Origin of the sequence: Dyella ginsengisoli LA-4 (genome assembly GCF_000334915.1) — a bacterium.
Lineage (GTDB): Bacteria > Pseudomonadota > Gammaproteobacteria > Xanthomonadales > Rhodanobacteraceae > Dyella_A > Dyella_A ginsengisoli_A.
Map to the genome: position 1 here is coordinate 19,365 of NZ_AMSF01000079.1, position 17,338 is coordinate 36,702.

At 65.3% G+C, this 17,338-nt stretch carries 10 protein-coding genes; 3 read left to right on the top strand and 7 right to left on the bottom strand.

All coding sequences use genetic code 11. The features are described 5' to 3' along the window. Positions 1 to 340: 340 nt before the first annotated feature. Positions 341 to 2,047 (bottom strand): M28 family metallopeptidase, encoded by a 1,707-nt coding sequence (locus C693_RS0117245; RefSeq protein ID WP_026107515.1) that lies wholly within the window; start codon positions 2,045 to 2,047, stop codon positions 341 to 343. 227 nt (positions 2,048 to 2,274) lie between these two features. After that, on the bottom strand, positions 2,275 to 3,705 hold the full coding sequence (locus C693_RS22120; protein ID WP_083868352.1) for a serine hydrolase domain-containing protein: 1,431 nt from the start codon (positions 3,703 to 3,705) through the stop codon (positions 2,275 to 2,277). A gap of 384 nt (positions 3,706 to 4,089) precedes the next feature. Between C693_RS22120 and C693_RS0117255 the strand changes: the two genes are divergently transcribed. Together C693_RS0117255 and C693_RS22125 are read left to right on the top strand one after the other, a co-directional pair. Continuing rightward, positions 4,090 to 4,875 carry a DUF4019 domain-containing protein gene (locus C693_RS0117255; protein ID WP_017463534.1) on the top strand — a complete coding sequence of 262 codons (786 nt, stop codon included), beginning with the start codon at positions 4,090 to 4,092 and terminating at the stop codon, positions 4,873 to 4,875. A gap of 157 nt (positions 4,876 to 5,032) precedes the next feature. Beyond that, a complete protein-coding gene (locus C693_RS22125; protein ID WP_017463535.1) occupies positions 5,033 to 5,542 on the top strand; it encodes a DUF1801 domain-containing protein in 510 nt (169 codons plus the stop codon). A gap of 164 nt (positions 5,543 to 5,706) precedes the next feature. Here the strand turns inward: C693_RS22125 and C693_RS22755 are convergent, their stop codons facing one another. After that, positions 5,707 to 10,110 (bottom strand): diguanylate cyclase, encoded by a 4,404-nt coding sequence (locus tag C693_RS22755; RefSeq protein ID WP_198506895.1) that lies wholly within the window; start codon positions 10,108 to 10,110, stop codon positions 5,707 to 5,709. A gap of 553 nt (positions 10,111 to 10,663) precedes the next feature. On the opposite strand from C693_RS22755, the gene C693_RS0117270 reads away from it, so the two are divergent. Beyond that, positions 10,664 to 13,780, top strand: a complete 3,117-nt coding sequence (locus C693_RS0117270) for a WD40/YVTN/BNR-like repeat-containing protein (protein ID WP_017463537.1) — start codon at positions 10,664 to 10,666, stop codon at positions 13,778 to 13,780. A 289-nt stretch (positions 13,781 to 14,069) separates the two neighbouring features. Here the strand turns inward: C693_RS0117270 and C693_RS23175 are convergent, their stop codons facing one another. From C693_RS23175 to C693_RS24115, 4 genes are all read right to left on the bottom strand, one after another. Then, complete coding sequence (locus C693_RS23175; protein WP_083868354.1) at positions 14,070 to 15,230, bottom strand: restriction endonuclease; 1,161 nt, start codon at positions 15,228 to 15,230, stop codon at positions 14,070 to 14,072. Between the two features lie 12 nt (positions 15,231 to 15,242). After that, on the bottom strand, positions 15,243 to 16,730 hold the full coding sequence (locus C693_RS0117275) for a DNA cytosine methyltransferase (RefSeq protein WP_052329415.1): 1,488 nt from the start codon (positions 16,728 to 16,730) through the stop codon (positions 15,243 to 15,245). Then, a complete protein-coding gene (locus tag C693_RS0117280; RefSeq protein WP_043599187.1) occupies positions 16,711 to 17,148 on the bottom strand; it encodes a very short patch repair endonuclease in 438 nt (145 codons plus the stop codon). Before C693_RS0117280 ends, C693_RS0117275 begins: the two co-directional genes overlap by 20 nt. Positions 17,149 to 17,151: 3 nt before the next feature. After that, a partial coding sequence (locus C693_RS24115) for a hypothetical protein (RefSeq protein WP_206740662.1) occupies positions 17,152 to 17,338 on the bottom strand: 187 nt, incomplete at its 5' end.

A 17,338-nucleotide genomic window follows, 5' to 3' on the forward strand; every position in this document is an offset into this window, starting at 1 on the left:
TGGTAGGTAGTCGATCCGGTAGACCCGGGCGCCAGAGCTCGTGCCCTGTAGTCAGGTCGTTTGCCACGACGTAACCGCGGTTCTGGCCAAGGCCGTGCTCACGCCCCCACGGCAGCGCTTCGTAACGCACGGTGCCCAACACCACCGCAGCGACATTGGGCGGGCCGACACGTTTTGGCCTGGGCAGTTGTTCCTGGCCGCTCATCTGGGCGCTTCCTTGGCTTGTGCAGACGAGGGCGGCGTATGTCGTGACGGGTTTGCGCGGAGAGGCCGCTCGCGGGCTGGCCTCCAGCGCTTTTGGGGGCATCGACCCTGCCCCGTTCGAGTACCCGCTTGGAGATCAGCCGCCCGGCTTCCCCTTCGGACCCGGCACCATCATCTTCCTGCGCGCCGCGCGGAACGGACTGTCGGAATACCACTGCGGCCACACGCCTGTGCGGCTCAGTTCGCGCCCCAGGTCGTAGAGCGCCTGGGTGTCTTCGAGGATGCCGGAGTAGTCCCAGTTCGGATTGAACACGTCGTTCGTCGTGTGATAGCGGTGCGCGGTGTAGTCCTCGGCGGCCTTCTCGCCCGCGGCCTTGCCGCCATCGAGCAGGTCCAGGCCCGAGCTGGCGAGCATCGCCGGCACGCCGGCCTTGGCGAAGTTGAAATGATCGGAGCGGAAGTAGAAGCCGTTCTCCGGCGTGGTCTCGGGCGAGATCACCCGGCCCTGGGTTTTCAGCACGCCGGCCAGCATGTCCTCCAGCTGCGACTGGCCCTTGCCGATCACCGTCATGTCGTGCGCGCGGCCGATGATCGGCAGCGCGTCCACGGCGATGTCGGCCACCGTCTTGTCCAGCGGGAACACCGGCCGGGCGGCGTAGTACTGCGAGCCGAGCAGGCCCGATTCCTCCAGCGTGGGCATGAAGAACAGCACGCTGCGCTGCGGCGGCGTCTTCTGGTGGGCGAAGGCGTCGGCCAGCTCCAACAGCATGGTGAGGCCGGTGCCGTTGTCGATCGCGCCGCTGTAGACCTGGTGGCCCTTCAGGTTGGGGTCGGTGCCGAGGTGGTCCCAGTGGGCGGTGTAGATCACCGCCTCGTCCGGCCGGGTGCGGCCCTTCACCATCGCCAGCACGTTGTGCGATTCGATGTGGCCGATCTTGTCGTGCAGCGTCACCGAGGCGGTGGCGTTCAGCGGCACCGGCTTGAAGCCCGGCTTGCCGGCCGCTGCCGCCAGCTGGTCGAAGTTGAAACCCGCCGCTGCGAACAGCCGCGTGGCCGCGTCATGCGTGAGCCAGCCGGCCACCGGAAGCCGCGGTGCCGGGTCGACACGGGTCGGCAGGCTCAGCTGCGGACCGCTGCCGCTGTTCTGCAGCACGCTGAACGGGTAACCCGCCGCCGCATCGCTGGTGTGCACGATGAAGCAGGCCGCGGCGCCCTTCAGCGCCGCCTCGGCGTACTTGTAGGTCCAGCGCCCGTAGTAGGTCATGGCGCGGCCGTTGAACAGCTTGGGATCGCCGCTGGCAAAGCCCGGATCGTTGACCAGCACGATCACCGTCTTGCCCTTCACGTCGACGCCTTGGTAGTCGTTCCAGTGCCAATTGGGCGCATCCACGCCGTAGCCCAAAAACACCACTGGCGAATGCTTCAGGTCGACCAGCGGCTTCGCCTGCAGCGTCTGCACCATCATGTCGGTGCGATAGGCGAAGCTCGTTTCCTTGCTGTGCGCCGCAATGCGCAACGTCACGTCGGGGTTGAGCAGGGTGATCGAGTCGGCCGGCACGGTCTGGAACCACGAGCCATGGTTGCCGGGCTTGAGCCCCATGCGCTTGAACTGCTCCACCAGCCAGGCCGTGGTGCGCTGCTCGCCGAGCGTGCCGGGCTTGCGGCCACCGAACGCATCGGAGCTGAGCGTCTTGTCGAACGTCGCGAAATCAGTCGCATTGATTTGCGGCGCCAGCGCCACCGGAGGTGCCGCTGCAGGCGACGCGGCCGACGGCGTGCCGGCCTGTGCGGCGCCTGCCGCCAACGTCGCGGCGACCAGGAGGATTGATGTCGCTACACGCATGGAGAACTCCCCGGCTGGCGGAAAACGACCTTTCTAGCGCGCCGCCGCGCGGCTGTCCATGTCACACGGCCACCGTCATGGTGCACGTTCGCCCCAACCCTGATTCCGCGTCTCGAGAACTGGGGCAGGTTCACGTCCGGCCATGGGACAAGTGAACCTGCCCTCGTCCCGGCTCTGCGCGTGTTCGCAGCCATCATCGAACCGCGCCCGGGGACATGGAGCCGTTCCTACTTCGACAGCGGCATCCGGAGTTGATAGTACTCAACCAGGCGCGTGGCACTTTGCGGGTCGACGTTGGCCAGGGCGACGACCACTTCATCGAGCGTCGGGAAGATCCGCAGTTCTCCGTTCATGCCCGGCGCGCCGCCGCCATGGCCGTAGACCGGCACGCCCTGCTCATCGGCGACATTGAAACCGTAGCCGCACACCAGCGTCTGTTTGCGGGTAGCTTCCGCCAGGAGCGCAGGCGACAGCAGCTTGCCGGACTGCAGCGCCTGCGCGAACTTCAACAGGTCGCCGGCGGTGCTGTATCCGCCCCCGGCCGCGGTGCCACGGTACGGCAGGGTGTCGGCCGCATTGGTCCACGCGGTGTCGCCATCCTTGCGGGTATAGGCCTGTGCGCGTCCAGGCACGTCCACCTCCTCGGGCAGCGAACCGCTGTTGCGCATGCCGGCCGGCGCGAACACATGCTGGTTCACATAGTCGTAGTAAGACTGGCCACTGACGTGTTCGATGATGTCGCCCAGCAGCACGAAGCCGTAGTTGCTGTAGCTGAACCCCTTGCCGGGCGGATGGTCCGGACCGCGTGCGCCGTACAGACGGACATAGTCGTCGTGGGTCTTCAATGACAGCCGGTGCTTGTCGAACTCCGGCCCGAAGATATCGCCGGTGCCGCCCGTATGCGTGAGCAACTGGCGGATCGTCACCTTCGCGATGTCGGCGTTCGGGTAGTCAGGCAGGTACTGGCCCACGCTGCCATCGAGCGATAGCTTGCCGGCCTGCACCAGTTGCAGCGTAGCTACCGCGGTAAACATCTTGTTCATCGATCCGAGCCGGAACTTCGTGTCCAGCGTCGCCGGCTTGCCGGCTTCGCGATCGGCCAGGCCCCAGGCGCGCTGCAGCAACACTTTTCCGCCACGCGCCACCAGCAGCACGCCGGCGAACGCGTCCTGCTTGGCCATGGCGTCGGCCCTGGCAGCCAGCGCATCGAGCGCGGCGGCCTGATCCAGGCGCGGGATGCGCAGGTCCGCGGGGCGCTCGATCCTGTCGATGTCGAGCACCAGCGGCTGGCCCGCCCGCCATGTTGCCTTCACCCTCGCCACCGTGTCGGAGTCGAGCTCCTGCACCAGCATCTGCGCTGAACCCGATGCCGCCAGCTCGTGCCGCAGAAGCCGGAAACCGCCGGTCATGCGGTGGAAATCGAGCATGCCGTCGACATCCATCGTCGGCTGGTAACGATCGCGGAAGGCTTCGAGCTGCTTGCGCTCGTTGCTGTTGAATGCAACCAGCCACGCATCCAGCGCCTGCCGCGCCGGATCGGTCCGCAGTGCAATCGCCTGCCGGTCGGGGGCAGTTTCAGCGTGCGGCGTGGGCATGGCCTGCGCCAGCGCCGACAGAGGCAGGCAGCAGAACAACAGCAGGACAAGACGTAGAGACATGGCAGCAACTCGCAGAGGGGTGTGCCCGAAGGAGATACCGCTGCCACAGGAACGGTTGCGGGGAGGAAGGAAGAGCGCAGCGCGACAGCCGGAAAATGAAAGAGGGACGAAACGGGCGCCATCCGCTCGGCATAATTCCCTCCGTACCGTTTGCGAGCGGCCGCATGTCGGTCCGCAGCCGCTCCCATACCGCTGGCATCGCTTGCCTGAATCACCTTGACCGCCCTGCCGAGCTCGACCGACCGGGCCACTGCCGCACAGGCGAGGTTGTCCAGCGCACCGGAGAACGCCATACCCCTGCCGATTCAGCCGTCCGCACAACGACCTCACGCCGCAGTGCTAGCCTGCGCCAGCTGCACCAGCCCATGCTCGAAAGGATCTCGCATGCTTGTCCGTCTCTGTCTCGGTGTCCTGGTCGCCCTGCCCGCATTCGCACTTGCCAGCACCGGGCAAGCCATCCGGGTGCAGCAGCCGTCTCCTGGCCACTACGAGCTCACCGCTACCTTCGATGGCAGCACCGACGTGGAGACCGCCCAACGGCTTCTGGCGCCCGAGGCGGCGAGGCGCTGCGGCAAGCAGCCCTACTCGCTGGGCCACTACACGTTTTCGACTTCTGCGCCGGCAGCCCCAGGGAACAGTGAAGCGACACCGCAGATCACCATCGTCCAACAGGTCATCTGCGGTGCTTCCGGATCAGCGGACCCGATTCGGCCGCAACAGAACGACGATTGGCACCCCGGCCCGGCCGACCAGGAGATCATCCGGAAGCGCTCGCTCGCCTACCTGGAGGCCAAGGATCGAGGCGACTTCAAGAGTGCCCTGGCGATGGTGGCCGAACCGACGCGCGGCATGATGGCCCACTCGCAATGGCAGGATGCGCGACGCGCATTCAACGCAGCAGCGGGCCCCGTCAGCAGCCGCGAGGTGATCGCCATCAGCTGGTACGACCACCCGCCCGGGGCCCCACCAGGCTGGTACGCGACGGCCGACTACACCGCCACCTACGCAAGCGCTGCGTTCTATTGCGGCTACCTGGCCTGGATGCGCCAACCGGACGGCAGCTTCGCGATGATCCGCGAGGACGAAGGAAAACTAACCCCGTCCCAGGCAGCCACCATTCCCCCGGACCGCATGGCCGCCGTGAGAGCCCAATTGGGTTGCAAGCGTTAGCCTTTGTCACGACGGGCAAGTGCGGGGGAGAAGAACGAGAGGCGGCGTCGACACTTCAAGAGAGCGCACCCTGCCCGCCCCCATCTTGCGTACTCGTGTCGATCCGGCAGGTGCTTGATCGTCGCCCAAGGGAGCCCGAAGCCGTCCGGAGTCCGCCATGGTGACCCGCAAGACAGAAAAGCCGCAGCGACCCGCAACGGTGAACGTAAGCAAGCCCGCCGCCAAACGCGCCCCCGCCGGTATCGCCCTGCCGGAAACCATGAATGGCAAGGCCAGCCAGGCCAAGGCCGCCGTCGGCGACAAGCCGGTGTTCGCCTACATCGCCAGCCTGCCGCAACCGCAGCGCGCCATCGCCGAACACATCGACCGCCTGGCCGCCAACACCCTGCCCGGCCTGCAGCGCAGCGTGAAATGGGGCATGGCGTACTACGGCGTCGGCGACGGCTGGTGCTTCAGCTGCGGCGCCTTCGCCAGCCACGTCAAGCTGATGTTCGTCAACGGCACGACGCTCGACCCGGTGCCGCCGGTGACGCCCGTCGCCATGGGCAAGGCGACGCGCGGCGTGGAGCTGGCCTCGCTGGACGACATCGACGAAGACCAGATCACGGCGTGGATGCGGCAGATCACTTCGAAGCCGGGCGTGGGGAAGCGGCCGGCAAAGAAGTGAAACGCCACGGCAGGCGCCGCCCTTGATCTTTCCATTGCGCCGGAAGGAGGCCAGTCCGCCTTGCGCGGGTTGAAAACCTCGACGTCGGAAGGGGTAAGGGCACCATCCACTTTTCGAGAAAGTGCACTCAGCCCCCTTTTTGCAGCGAGCCTGGCCAAGGGCTCCTAGGAGCCAGCGATCACGACGCGGTCCCGGCCCGTCTCCTTGGCTCGATACAGGGCGGCATCGGCTGACGCGATCAGCTCTGCAGGGTTCGCAGTCACGGACGGTACTTCGGCCGCAACGCCAATGCTGATCGTCACGTGGGGTGCGGCCTGGTTCGCGACGTGCTCGATCTGGAGCGACCTCACGGCATCGAGCAGGCCGGCGGCCACACGCTGCGCGCCGGCAGGCGGCGTATCAGGGAGGAGCAGCACGAATTCTTCGCCGCCGTAGCGGGCCACGACATCGATCGTGCGCTCCACGCCACTAGCCAGGGCCTGCGCGACCGCCACCAGGGTGGCGTCGCCGTGCTGGTGCCCGTACTGGTCGTTGAATCCCTTGAAATAGTCGATGTCGACCAAGAGGATCGACAGCCACGCACCGCGCCGCTGGTGGTCCGCCCAGGCGTGCGCGAAGGCCTCGTCGAAGCGCCGCCGGTTCGCCAGCCCGGTCAAGCCGTCGATCGCCGCCAACCGCTCCAGGATGGCGTTGAGGCGCTGCAGTTCCTCGGTGCGTTCGGCGACCTTGTTCTCCAGGTTGCGATGCGTGTCGAGCAGGTGGAGATGGGTGCGAACCCGGGCCACCAGCTCGGCCTTGGCAACCGGTTTGGTCAGGTAGTCGCTCGCGCCGCTCTCGAAGCCGCTGAGCCGATCCGCCAGTTGCGTCCGTGCCGACAGATAAATCACCGGCAGGTCGGCGGGACGGTGCGCCTGCCGCAGTTGACGACAGACTTCGAAACCGGACATGCGCGGCATCATGACGTCGAGGAGCACGAGATCCGGCGTCGTGTCCGCGAACGCCGCCAACGCCTCCTCACCCCCGGAGGCTTCCACGACGTGGTAGTCCTCGAGCAGCAAGTGGTTGCGCAACACCTGGCGGTTGATCGGCTCGTCGTCGACCACCAGCACCGTGAACCGCTCCGATGGCACGTCCCCGGACTGCACCGAATGCCCGCCGGGCCCTGACGCCTCCTGTTTCTGCGGTAACGCCGCCTCCCATGCGTCGGCCTCCTCGACGGCACGCATGGATGGCTGCGCTCCGGCGACCGCCGCAACATCATCGCGAGCGGCCTGGCTTGCGGCCACGGGCAAGGTGAACGAAAACGTCGAGCCCACGCCCGGCGTGGATTCGAGCGTCAGCGCGCCCCCGTGCAACTCGACCAATTGCCGGCTGACCGCGAGACCGAGTCCGGTCCCGCCGAACCGCCGGGTCGCCCCGCCGTCGACCTGCTCGAAGGACAGGAACACCCGCTCCTGATCCTCCGGCGCGATGCCGATGCCGGTGTCACGCACCGACAGCACGACCCACCCGGGCGCATCGCCGCTGTCCGCCATCGCGGCCGTCACGGTCACGCTGCCCGAGTCGGTGAACTTGATCGCGTTGCCGACCAGGTTGAAGAGCACCTGCTCGATACGCCCCTCGTCCGCGTCCACCAGCGGAAAATCCGCCGGCACCTCGTTCACCAGCGCGAGCTGCTTCCCCCGTGCCGAGGGGCGCGAGAGGGCCAGCACCACCTCGACCAGCGGATGCAGGTCGACCGCGCTGCGCTCGAGCGCCACCGTGTGGTGCTTGAGCTTGGAGAAGTCGAGCAGGTCGTTGATCAGCGTGCTCAAACGGCGCCCGCTCGCGATGATCATCGAGAGATTGCTGCGGGTCGCCTCGGGCAACGTGCCGGTGACCCCGTCGGCGAGCGATTCGGCGATGCCGATCATGCCGTGCAACGGGGTGCGCAGCTCGTGGGAGGTATTGGCGAGGAAGTCGTCCTTGAGCCGGTCGATGCGCCGCAACTGGTCGTTGATCGCCTCTTCCCGCTCCGCGCGCCGACGCTGCGCCTCGGCGCGGCGGTAGAGCCCGATCACCAGCGCCGCCAGCATCGAGAACGCCAGGCAGGCGTAGAGGGTGTAGGCCCACCAGGTCTTCCACGGCGGCGGCAGCACGGTCAGCTGGAGGGCCGATCGAGGCTTGCCCCAGTCTTCGCCAAAAGGCGCCGCCTTGATCAGGAACCGGTAGGTTCCGCCGGGAAGATTGGTATAGGTCGCGGTATGGCGACCGGCCGAGGTCTCGAGCCACTCGTTGTCCCAACCCTCGAGCCGGTAGGCATACCGCGTCGCCGCGGGACGCCCGAAATCGAGCTCCGCGAGCTCGAAGCTGACCAGGTTCTCGCGATGGCCGAGGGTGAGCTGCTTGCTGGTGGTGATCGACTGGTCGAGGCGAAAGGCGCCATCCGCCTCGCCCGACTTCCGACCCGCGCCGGGGCGAGCGATCTCCACCGGACGATTGAACAGCTCGAGCCCGGTGAGCACCACGTTCGGCGCGCTCGTCCTGGCGGCGGGTTTGAACGACGGATCGAAGATCGAGAAGCCGTTGGCGGTGGCGATGGCGAGCCGGCCGTCAGCGAGTTCCGTCACGCCATGGAACGAGATCTCCGATGACGGCAGCCCGTCCTCGGCGCGTTGCGTGGTCGCACGACCGGTGTCGACGTCGAGCAGGCTGAGGCCCCGGGTGGTGCCCACCCAGAGCCGGCCCGCCGCATCGAAACACAATGAGGAAATATTGTCGCTGCCGAGACCCTCGGCCACCCCATAGCGTTGCCAGTGGTTGCCCTTGCCGAGGTGGCGGTAGAGCCCGGTATTGGTGCCGGCCCACAGCCGGCCCTGGCGATCGGCGAGCAACACGTTGACGCGCATCGACCCGAGGCTGTCGGGAATCTGCGGGTCCGGTCGGAACTTGGTCCAGGTGCGGGTGGCCGGGTCGAGGGAATACAGCCCGTTGAGGAAGCTGCCGACCCAGACCAGGCCATCGGGCGTCTCGGCAACGTCGAAGATCGTCGCCAGGACGCCGCCGTCGGGATCCCCTTTGATGACCGCTGGGTGGCTGATCTTTCCAGTCGCCGGATCGATGGCATCGAAGCCGTGCTCGAGCGCGACCCAGATCGTGCCGTCGCGCGCCTCGCGCACGGCATACACCGCGTCATTGAAGAGGCTGCCGGGATCGCCCTTCCTGGCGCGATGGTGGATCCATCGATCGCGCTGCGGATCGTAGAGGTCGAGGCCCGCGTCCGCCGTCCCGACCCAAACCCGATCGGCGCTATCGACCAGTATGGCCTGCGTCGCATCGCTGGCCAGGCTGCCGGGATCGGCAGGGTCGTGGCGGTACTGGCGCCAACTGTCCGTCGCCGGATCGAACCGAACCACGCCGCCACCGTTGGTCGCGATCCACAGGCTGCCGTCCTTCCGCTGCCCCACCGCCCAGGTGTTGTTGTCCGGCAGGGCTCCGGGGCGACCCGGATCGACCTGGTAGTTGCGAAACGCCTGGTGGCGGCGATCGAGACGGCTCGCGCCGAGATCGGTGCCGATCCACAACACCCCGCCGCGGTCGATGAGCAGCGCCGACGTGTAAGGCGACAGCAAGCTGGAACGCTGGGTGGGCCGGTGTCGGAACACGCGCGTCCGTCCCGTTCCGGGATCGAACAGTTCGAGGCCTTCTCCCGGCACCGACAGCCACAGGCCCTCGTCGGCAGCGACCATGTCGCGCACGGCGCCGTGCGGTGCGCCGGGGTGCACGATCGCTCGACCGGCGTTGCGATCCCATTCCACCAGACCGCTCGACGTCCCGAGCCACAGCCGGCCGCGGGCATCTTCGGCCAGTCGACGGATCCGCCGATCCACCGTCGACGCACCGCCTTGCGAACTGCCCAGCACCTCCTCGAAGTGCTTCGTGGCCGGATCGAAGCGGTACAGACCGTGACCGGCACCTGCGACCCATAGCGTCCCGTCGCGCGTCGTCAACAGGTCGTCGACGCGACTCCCGCGCAAGGCTCCCACGGCCTTCGGATCCGGGAGGAAGCGCGAGAACGCGCCCGACTTGAGATCGAGGACCGCGACGCCCGCGTTCCTGGTGCCGATCCACAAGCGTCGATCGCCTTCAAAGGCGAGTGCCGTCAACGCGTCGCTTTGGAGGCCCGTCGGATGGTCCGGCTGGGCACGCCACACGTCGAAGCGGTCATGCGCCATGTCGTAGCGCGCCAGGCCCCCGCCCAGCGTGGCGATCCACAGCCGCCCCGAGGCATCGACGGCCAGGGCTCGAACATCGTTGTGCGGCAGGCTATGCGGGTCGCTCGCACGATGAATGTAGGTCCGCACCTCATGGCCGTCGTAGCGGCTCAGTCCCTCGGGGCCCGCCACCCAGATGAACCCGAACCCATCCTGCGCGATCGCCGACACCGAGTTGTCGATGAGACCGTCATCGACGGTCAGGTTCTCGAACCGCGGCGCTTCCTGCGCGAACGCCGGACCGCAGGCGAGCAGCACCGCGAAGCAGGCCGCCCGGATACATCCCATCCACGTCGGTCGCCGGTTCCGATACACGCGCGACTCCTCCCCCTCTTGCTGGATCCACAGCATAAGGGAGGGAGGGAATGAAGCGATCCCCTAGCGAACCGGCATCGCGCTGATCTCGCGCATTGGCGCAGCGTCAAAGACTGCAGGCATCCCGAAGGAAAAAGCAGCGGAAATGGGGACGTGGCGAATCAACTTCGTCGAGCACTTCGGCCGACCATGGCAATGCGCCGCATTTGATTGGCCACGTCCCCTTTTTTAATTGGCGGGATCTCTCCAGGGTGCCGCGCCGCACCGAGGCGCGCCTGCCGGATATCGTGCCAACCCGTGCCAAGAAGCGGCTGCGGCCGAACGGGCTCCGACGAACAAGCGCCCTCGCCGTAGAGAACAGGGATCAGCGTCGCCTCTCAAGAGAGTGCACTCTTCGCCCTCTTTTCACAGTGAGAGCGCACGTTCTTCCGGATTCCGCGCATCGAGAACCCGGCGCGACGCGCGTCCGGCCGCGGAGCCAGTGAACCTGATCCGGTTAACTGGCAAAGTGCATGGATTGAGCGCTTCAACCTGCTGCCCCAGGAGCCCCCCCATGCGTCTGCGCCATCGCCTCGCCCTGCTCACCCTCGGGATCACCACGGCGCTGGCCGCGCAGGCCTCCGTCGATCCGTCGCTGTACCAGGACCTGCACTGGCGCCTGATCGGCCCCTTCCGCGGCGGGCGCGTGCTGACCGTGGCGGGCGTGCCGGGCGACAACCGGCACTTCTATTTCGGCGCGGTGGACGGCGGCGTCTGGGCCACCCAGGACGCCGGTCGCACGTGGCAGCCGATCTTCGACGACGAGAAGGTCGGTTCGATCGGCGCGCTGGCGGTGGCGCCGTCCGACCCGAAGACGCTCTACGTGGGCACCGGCGAAGCCGACATGCGCTCGGACATCGCGCACGGCAACGGCATGTACAAGAGCACCGACGGCGGCAGGCACTGGTCGCACATCGGGCTGGAAGACAGCCGGCAGATCGCCAGCGTGCTGGTCGACCCGCGCGATCCGAACGTGGTGTTCGTCGCCTCGCTCGGCCATGCCTACGGCCCGAATGCCGAACGCGGCGTGTTCCGCTCGCGCGACGGTGGCAAGAGCTGGCGCAAGGTGCTGTTCAAGAACGACGACACCGGCGCGATCGACCTGGCCTTCAAGCCCGGCGATCCGGACACGATCTACGCCGCGCTGTGGCAGACCCGCCGCCCGCCGTGGAGCGTCTACCCTCCCTCGGCCGGCCCGGGCAGCGGGCTGTACGTATCGCACGACGGCGGCGAGCACTGGACCCAGCTGCAGGGCAACGGCTTTGCGGCCCATCCCGGCCGCATCGGCATCGCGGTGGCGCCGAGCGAACCGGACCGGGTGTACGCCCTGGTCGATGCGCCGGCCGGCGAAGGCGGCCTGTACCGCTCCGACGACGGCGGCGCGCACTGGAAGCACCTGACGTCCGATCAGCGCATCTGGCAACGCGGCTGGTATTTCTGCCGGCTCACGGTGGACCCGAAGAACGCCGACCGCGTCTACGTGATGAACACCATCGTGCTGCGCTCCGACGACGGCGGAAAAACGTTCATCGCGCTCAAGGGCGACCCTACCGGCGACGACTTCCACCAGATGTGGATCGACCCGACCGACGCCGACCGACAGATCCTCGGCGTCGACCAGGGCGCACTGGTCACGCTCAACGGCGGCAAGACCTGGAGCAGCTGGTACAACCAGCCCACCGCGCAGATCTACCACGTGGCCACCGACAACCGTTTCCCGTACTGGGTGTACGGCGCGCAGCAGGATTCCGGCGCGGTGGCGCTGCCCAGCCGCACCGGCAACGGCGACGGCATCACCATGGAGCAGTTCCACGAGGTCACCGCCGGCGGCGAGAGCGACATGATCGCGCCGGATCCGGACGACCCCGACATCGTCTACGGCGGCCGGGTGGACAAGCTGGACACCCGCACCGAACAGACCCGCAGCGTCGATCCCACCCTCGCCTACCCCGCCGCGCACTACCGTGCCGCGTGGACGCTGCCGCTGGCCTTCTCCAAGCGCGACCACAAGGTGCTGTACTTCGCCAACCAGCGCCTGTTCCGCACCGACGACGGCGGCGAGCACTGGGCGCCGATCAGCCCCGACCTGACCCGCGTGGACGCCGGCGTGCCGGCCAACCTCGACGCCCCCACCGCGGCCGACGACAGCCACCTCGACAAGCGCCGCGGCGTGATCTACACCATCGCGCCCTCACCGCTCGACGCCAAGGCGCTGTGGGTGGGCACCGACGACGGCCTGGTCTGGCGCAGCAACGACGAGGGCGCGCACTGGCAGCAGGTCACGCCGCAGGTGCTCACGCCGTGGTCGAAGGTGGCCGGCATCGAGCCCTCGCACTTCGACGCGAACACCGCCTACCTGGCGATCGACCGCCATCGGCTGGACGACGACACGCCCTACCTCTACCGCACCACCGACGGCGGTAAGGCCTGGACGCGCATCGACGCCGGCATCCCGCGCGACAGCTTCGTCAACGTGGTGCGCGAGGACCCGCACCACCGCGGCCTGCTCTACGCCGGCACGGAACGGGGCATCTACGTCTCGTTCGACGACGGCGCGCACTGGCAAGCGCTGCAGCAGAACCTGCCGATGACCTCGGTGCGCGACATCGACGTGCACGGGGACGACCTGGTGATCGCCACCCACGGCCGCGGCTTCTGGATCATGGACAACGTCAGCGCGCTGCGGCAGATGGCCGGCCTGCACGCGGACACGGCGACCCTGTTCAGGCCGGCCGACGCCATCCGCGTTCGCCGCGCCAGCTTCACCGGCACGCCGTTCCCGAAGGACGAGCCCATGGCGGCCAATCCGCCGGACGGCGCCATGATTGACTACGCGCTACCGAAGACGGTGAAGGGCGCGGTGACGCTCACCGTGTTCGATGCCCAGGGCAAGCCGGTGCGCAGTTTCAGCAGCGCCGAGCCGGTGACCACGCCCGATCCGGCCAAGCTCGCCGTGGCCCCGGAGTGGGTGCCGGCACCGATGCGCCTGTCCACCGCACCGGGTATGCATCGCTTCGTGTGGGATCTGCACTACCCGTCGCAGCTGCCCGCCGAACCCGGCAGTCCGCAGGAGAAAAGCGGCGTCTGGGCACCGCCCGGCCAGTACACCGTGGAGCTGCAGGTGAACGGTCAGCGCTACCGGCAGCCGCTGCAGGTCAAGCCCGACCCGCGTGTGCGAGTGTCCCCGGACGCGCTGCAGCGCGAGTTCGCACTGGCGCGCAAGGTGGAGCAAGCCTCGGCGCGCGCCGCCCGCGCCAGCGCCGAAGCGGGCAAGCTGCTCAAGGCACTGGACGCCCTGCCGCCGACCACGCTGCATGCCCAGGTCGAAGCACTGATGGCCAAGGCGCAGGACCTGTCCGGCGTGGTCGTGCATCCCGACCCGCGCAACTCGATGGGCACCCCACCGCGACGCACCGACAGCCTGCGCGCCCTGTCGATGAACCTGGCCAAGCTGCAACAGGCGGTCGACGGCGCCGACGCCGACCCCAGCCAGGATGCGAAGGCATCGTATGCCGAACTGTCGACGACGCTGGATGCCACGATCGAGGCATGGCAGCGGTTGAAGAGCAGCGATCTGGCCGACCTCAATGCCCGGCTGAAGGCGGCTGGCGCCAAACCGATAGCGCTGTAGCAAAAGCAAAGCTGCAAAACCGGGGTCAAAGTGCACTTTCTCGGAAAGTCGACTCTGGCCCCGGTTTTGGCGGTGTGCACCTCGTCTCCCTGCCAGTCAGAACCACCGGCAGGCTAGGTTGAACACCCTGGTCAATTTTCAGCGAGCAGAACCCTGTTTTGCTGGTCAATTTTCAACGCGCGCCAACAGCTCGGCGTCAATTCAGCTATGCAGATATCATCGCTGCAGGCCCCTTAGATCAAGATCGTGTGCATGGCACCGCGACGACGGCCTCCGTGAGCTCCTACAACTAAAAGGCACTTAACCAAGCATCAAGCTCCGGAACTCCCCTGATCCCATGTCTAACCAGAAGTCTCACGATGTCGACGGCAGAGATTAGCAAGACAGGATGCTTATCCTCCTTGATCTCCTGATAAGCCTGAGATGCGACAAATGAAGTCGTGACAAGGACGCCAAACTGACGGTGACGCAGCCGCGATATCAATCGCGAGAGTTCCTTGACACCGACTGACTTTGTAGGGTGGTAGCACTTCGCTTCCAGCGCGAAGTCGACCAAAATTGAGGATGCACCTTCACCAACTCGGTAACGACCCACTGCGTCCCTTCCCCCATCACGCATCGCACGGGTCATATCGATTCCTGCGATGGCCGGCAGCATCATTTGAGCCAAGCGCGCGGCACATGCCTCGAAGCGGTAAGGGTCATCTCTGAAGTAAGTATGTATGCGCGCGAGAACTGCGTTGCCGAAAGCATCGGATGGTAGTTGCTCACTGCGCGTCCGATATTCAAGCGCTCGCGGCGCCTTCAATGGAAAGAACGCACCGTTTTCGACCCAGGCTCTCCAGACAGCTGGGCAAGACGGCCCTAACGGGTTGCCGCTTGCCGCGTCAGCTATCCATTGACGACTGATAACAGGCGCATCGAGGATCGTAAAAGTCGCTCGATAGTTCTGGAACCGGCTCCCGTTGCGAAGCCGCCAGACTGCAACTAAGTCACTGTTCTGGTCTCGACTTTCGCTCCCCGGCACTGCCAGCCCAAGAAAGACTACGTCACGCCCAGCGCCGCCCTTGGCGAAAATCAAAACAGGTGGTACGCCGATGCGTTTATCAACGCCTCCGTGAGCTTGATCGAACATGTTCTTCAGCAAAAAATTTCCGTAGCGGGGCGTGTCGTGCAAGCCACTGCCTGGGAGCTTGTTGTCTCCGAAGTAAGTGAACTGGCCGACCTCCTTGTCGATTTCATCTGGCCAATCCGGATCATCCTGGCCAGTAGTGAGTACCACCAGTCTAGGCCGATGCTTCGTGCCAACGATACGGAAGCCACCCTGGTTGCTCACCGGGAGCAACAGGTGCAGGGGATCATCTCCTGCATTACCCTTCCGCCCCCCCTGATACAGGCAGTCCACAAAGAGATCCGCGGTCGAGAGCTGATCGTTGGAAATTTTCCTCAATGTGGACTCCGATCAAGCTGCAATTGACTCATCCAGGACCAAACATGCGGCGGCCTGACGAAGCGTCTGCTGGAGTGAATCTGCAACGGAGAAGCCAAGCAGCGGAGGAACTGCGTTGCCAATCTGGCGAAACGACGCATTCATCGCACCAGCGAACTCGAACGCATCAGGAAAGGACTGAAGCCGAGCAGCTTCGCGCACCGAGATCATGCGCTTCTGACGTCCGTCGTAGTGAATATGGGAGTAAGTGTCCTTTCCGAGATGAGCCGTAAGCGTCCGAGACGGTGCATCAGGATCCAGCTTCCACCACTTATTTGGAAACTTGTCTCCGTTATATGGTGGAACAGTCGCCTTCTCCAGGGCGATGTAGCGCTGCGTGAGCGGCCCGGGGCGCACTCGCTCCTGCGAGAGCCTTTCTTCCAGCATTTTCCTGGCAATCCTCAATGCCACCGGGTAGTCGCCCCCCCGCGGCATACGGCCAAAAATGGGGAAGTCCCGTGCCGTCAGCCTCACGACGTTCCCACTAACATCGCCAGTGGTCGCAAACCCGCTCCAGTTGCGCATCAGCCTTGCATAGGAGGACAGAGCGACTTGCTCCCGATAAGACATCCGATCTTGAACCTTGCGTTTGCGGATCACGGACGTGTCACGCAAATGATCAGAAATGAACGGCAGGTCTGAGAGCGCGTCCATGACACTCACCGAACGTGGGAGCGCCTCATCGGGCGTAAGGATCGGCACGAAGTGGGAACCTTCCCTTTTGACATGTTTGAGCGCTACTGCACGCGTACCCTCGTAGCCGCGAGGCAGCTTCATGAAGTGCGTCGGGATTGGAAATTGCGGGGTGACACCGAGGCTCGCGTCTAAAGCAACAATGAAGAGTCGCTCACGCAGCTGCGGGACACCGTAGAACGCTGAATTTAGAAGCGTGTACCTAGCCACATACCCGAGACTCGCCAAGCTTGAAGCAATTTCCTCAGGGACGTTGTGCCCGCCAAAATTCATAATATCAGGGACATTCTCAATCAGAATGGCTAGCGGCCTCGTCTCGTCAACAATCTGAAGGAAGCGCCGGTATAAAGATGCGCGAGGATCGTTCTTGAACGCATCCACATCGCCCGTCACCGAGCGTAGCTTTGATCTACCTATCCGCGCGAACGCCTGGCACGGGAGACCTGCTGCTAGCACATCGAAAGCATCACGCGGTGAGCTTGGCAGGCCAAAGTCATCCACGAGATCGGCCATGTTCTGTCTGACCATGTCACGCGGACGAGACCACTGTGCACGCTTATCCTCGCCCTCTGGCGCGAAGTTAAGCGCGTAGGTCTCGTTGGCTTCGCGATCGAGCTCTACGTGTGCGGCGAGCTCAAACCCGGCAGCCTTCAATCCCATAGAAAGCCCCCCGCAACCCGAGCAGAGCTCAAGAACCCTGGGTTTGTGGCCTTGAGCAATTCTCTCAAGCTTTCCTCGTGCCAACTGGCTAGCGATCGACATGGACATCGCCCTCTTTCTTGTTCTCTAGAAAACCAATCAGGCGCGAGTCCAACGCTTCAATCTCCCTGGTCTCACATTCCCAGATCACCAAGGCGTCCCAGCCAATTTCCTCCAGTTCCTTTATCACACGCTGATCCCTCTGGACGTTCGCATCAAACTTAGTTCGCCAAAATTCGATGTTCGACTTGGGGAAGTATGCAAGCCTGCATCCAACATGACGGTGCCAGAAGCATCCGTGAACAAGGATGACCTTCTGGCGCGATGGGAAGACCAGATCCGGGCTTCCAGGAAGCCTTTGATCGTGGAGGCGATATCGGTATCCCAGCGCATGAGTCAGCTGCCTGACAACCATCTCCGGTTTCGTATCCTTTCTCCGAATCCGCGCCATCAATCTCGAACGATCTTCGGGCGAAAGGCTGTCCATTCTTCACGGGGCGGCAAAGAGCTGCACGATGCCAGGACGCGCAACATGCGTGCTCGCGGCACTGATGAGATGCATCAAGAGCTGCTCGCGTAGACGACATACAACGTTCCAGCCGACGTCCCCCCACTTTTGAGTAGCACCGTGGTTTGGAGTCCAATCCCCCAACTGATGGAGATTGGACGTGAAAAAG

What these genes read in the sequence shown, in the direction of transcription:
- C693_RS0117245 (WP_026107515.1), bottom strand. Translation starts at nt 2,047, where the DNA reads ATGCGTGTAGCGACATCAATCCTCCTGGTCGCCGCGACGTTGGCGGCA.
- C693_RS0117270 (WP_017463537.1), top strand. Translation starts at nt 10,664, where the DNA reads ATGCGTCTGCGCCATCGCCTCGCCCTGCTCACCCTCGGGATCACCACG.
- C693_RS0117280 (WP_043599187.1), bottom strand. Translation starts at nt 17,148, where the DNA reads ATGGACAGCCTTTCGCCCGAAGATCGTTCGAGATTGATGGCGCGGATT.
- C693_RS0117255 (WP_017463534.1), top strand. Translation starts at nt 4,090, where the DNA reads ATGCTTGTCCGTCTCTGTCTCGGTGTCCTGGTCGCCCTGCCCGCATTC.
- C693_RS22125 (WP_017463535.1), top strand. Translation starts at nt 5,033, where the DNA reads ATGGTGACCCGCAAGACAGAAAAGCCGCAGCGACCCGCAACGGTGAAC.
- C693_RS0117275 (WP_052329415.1), bottom strand. Translation starts at nt 16,730, where the DNA reads ATGTCCATGTCGATCGCTAGCCAGTTGGCACGAGGAAAGCTTGAGAGA.
- C693_RS22120 (WP_083868352.1), bottom strand. Translation starts at nt 3,705, where the DNA reads ATGTCTCTACGTCTTGTCCTGCTGTTGTTCTGCTGCCTGCCTCTGTCG.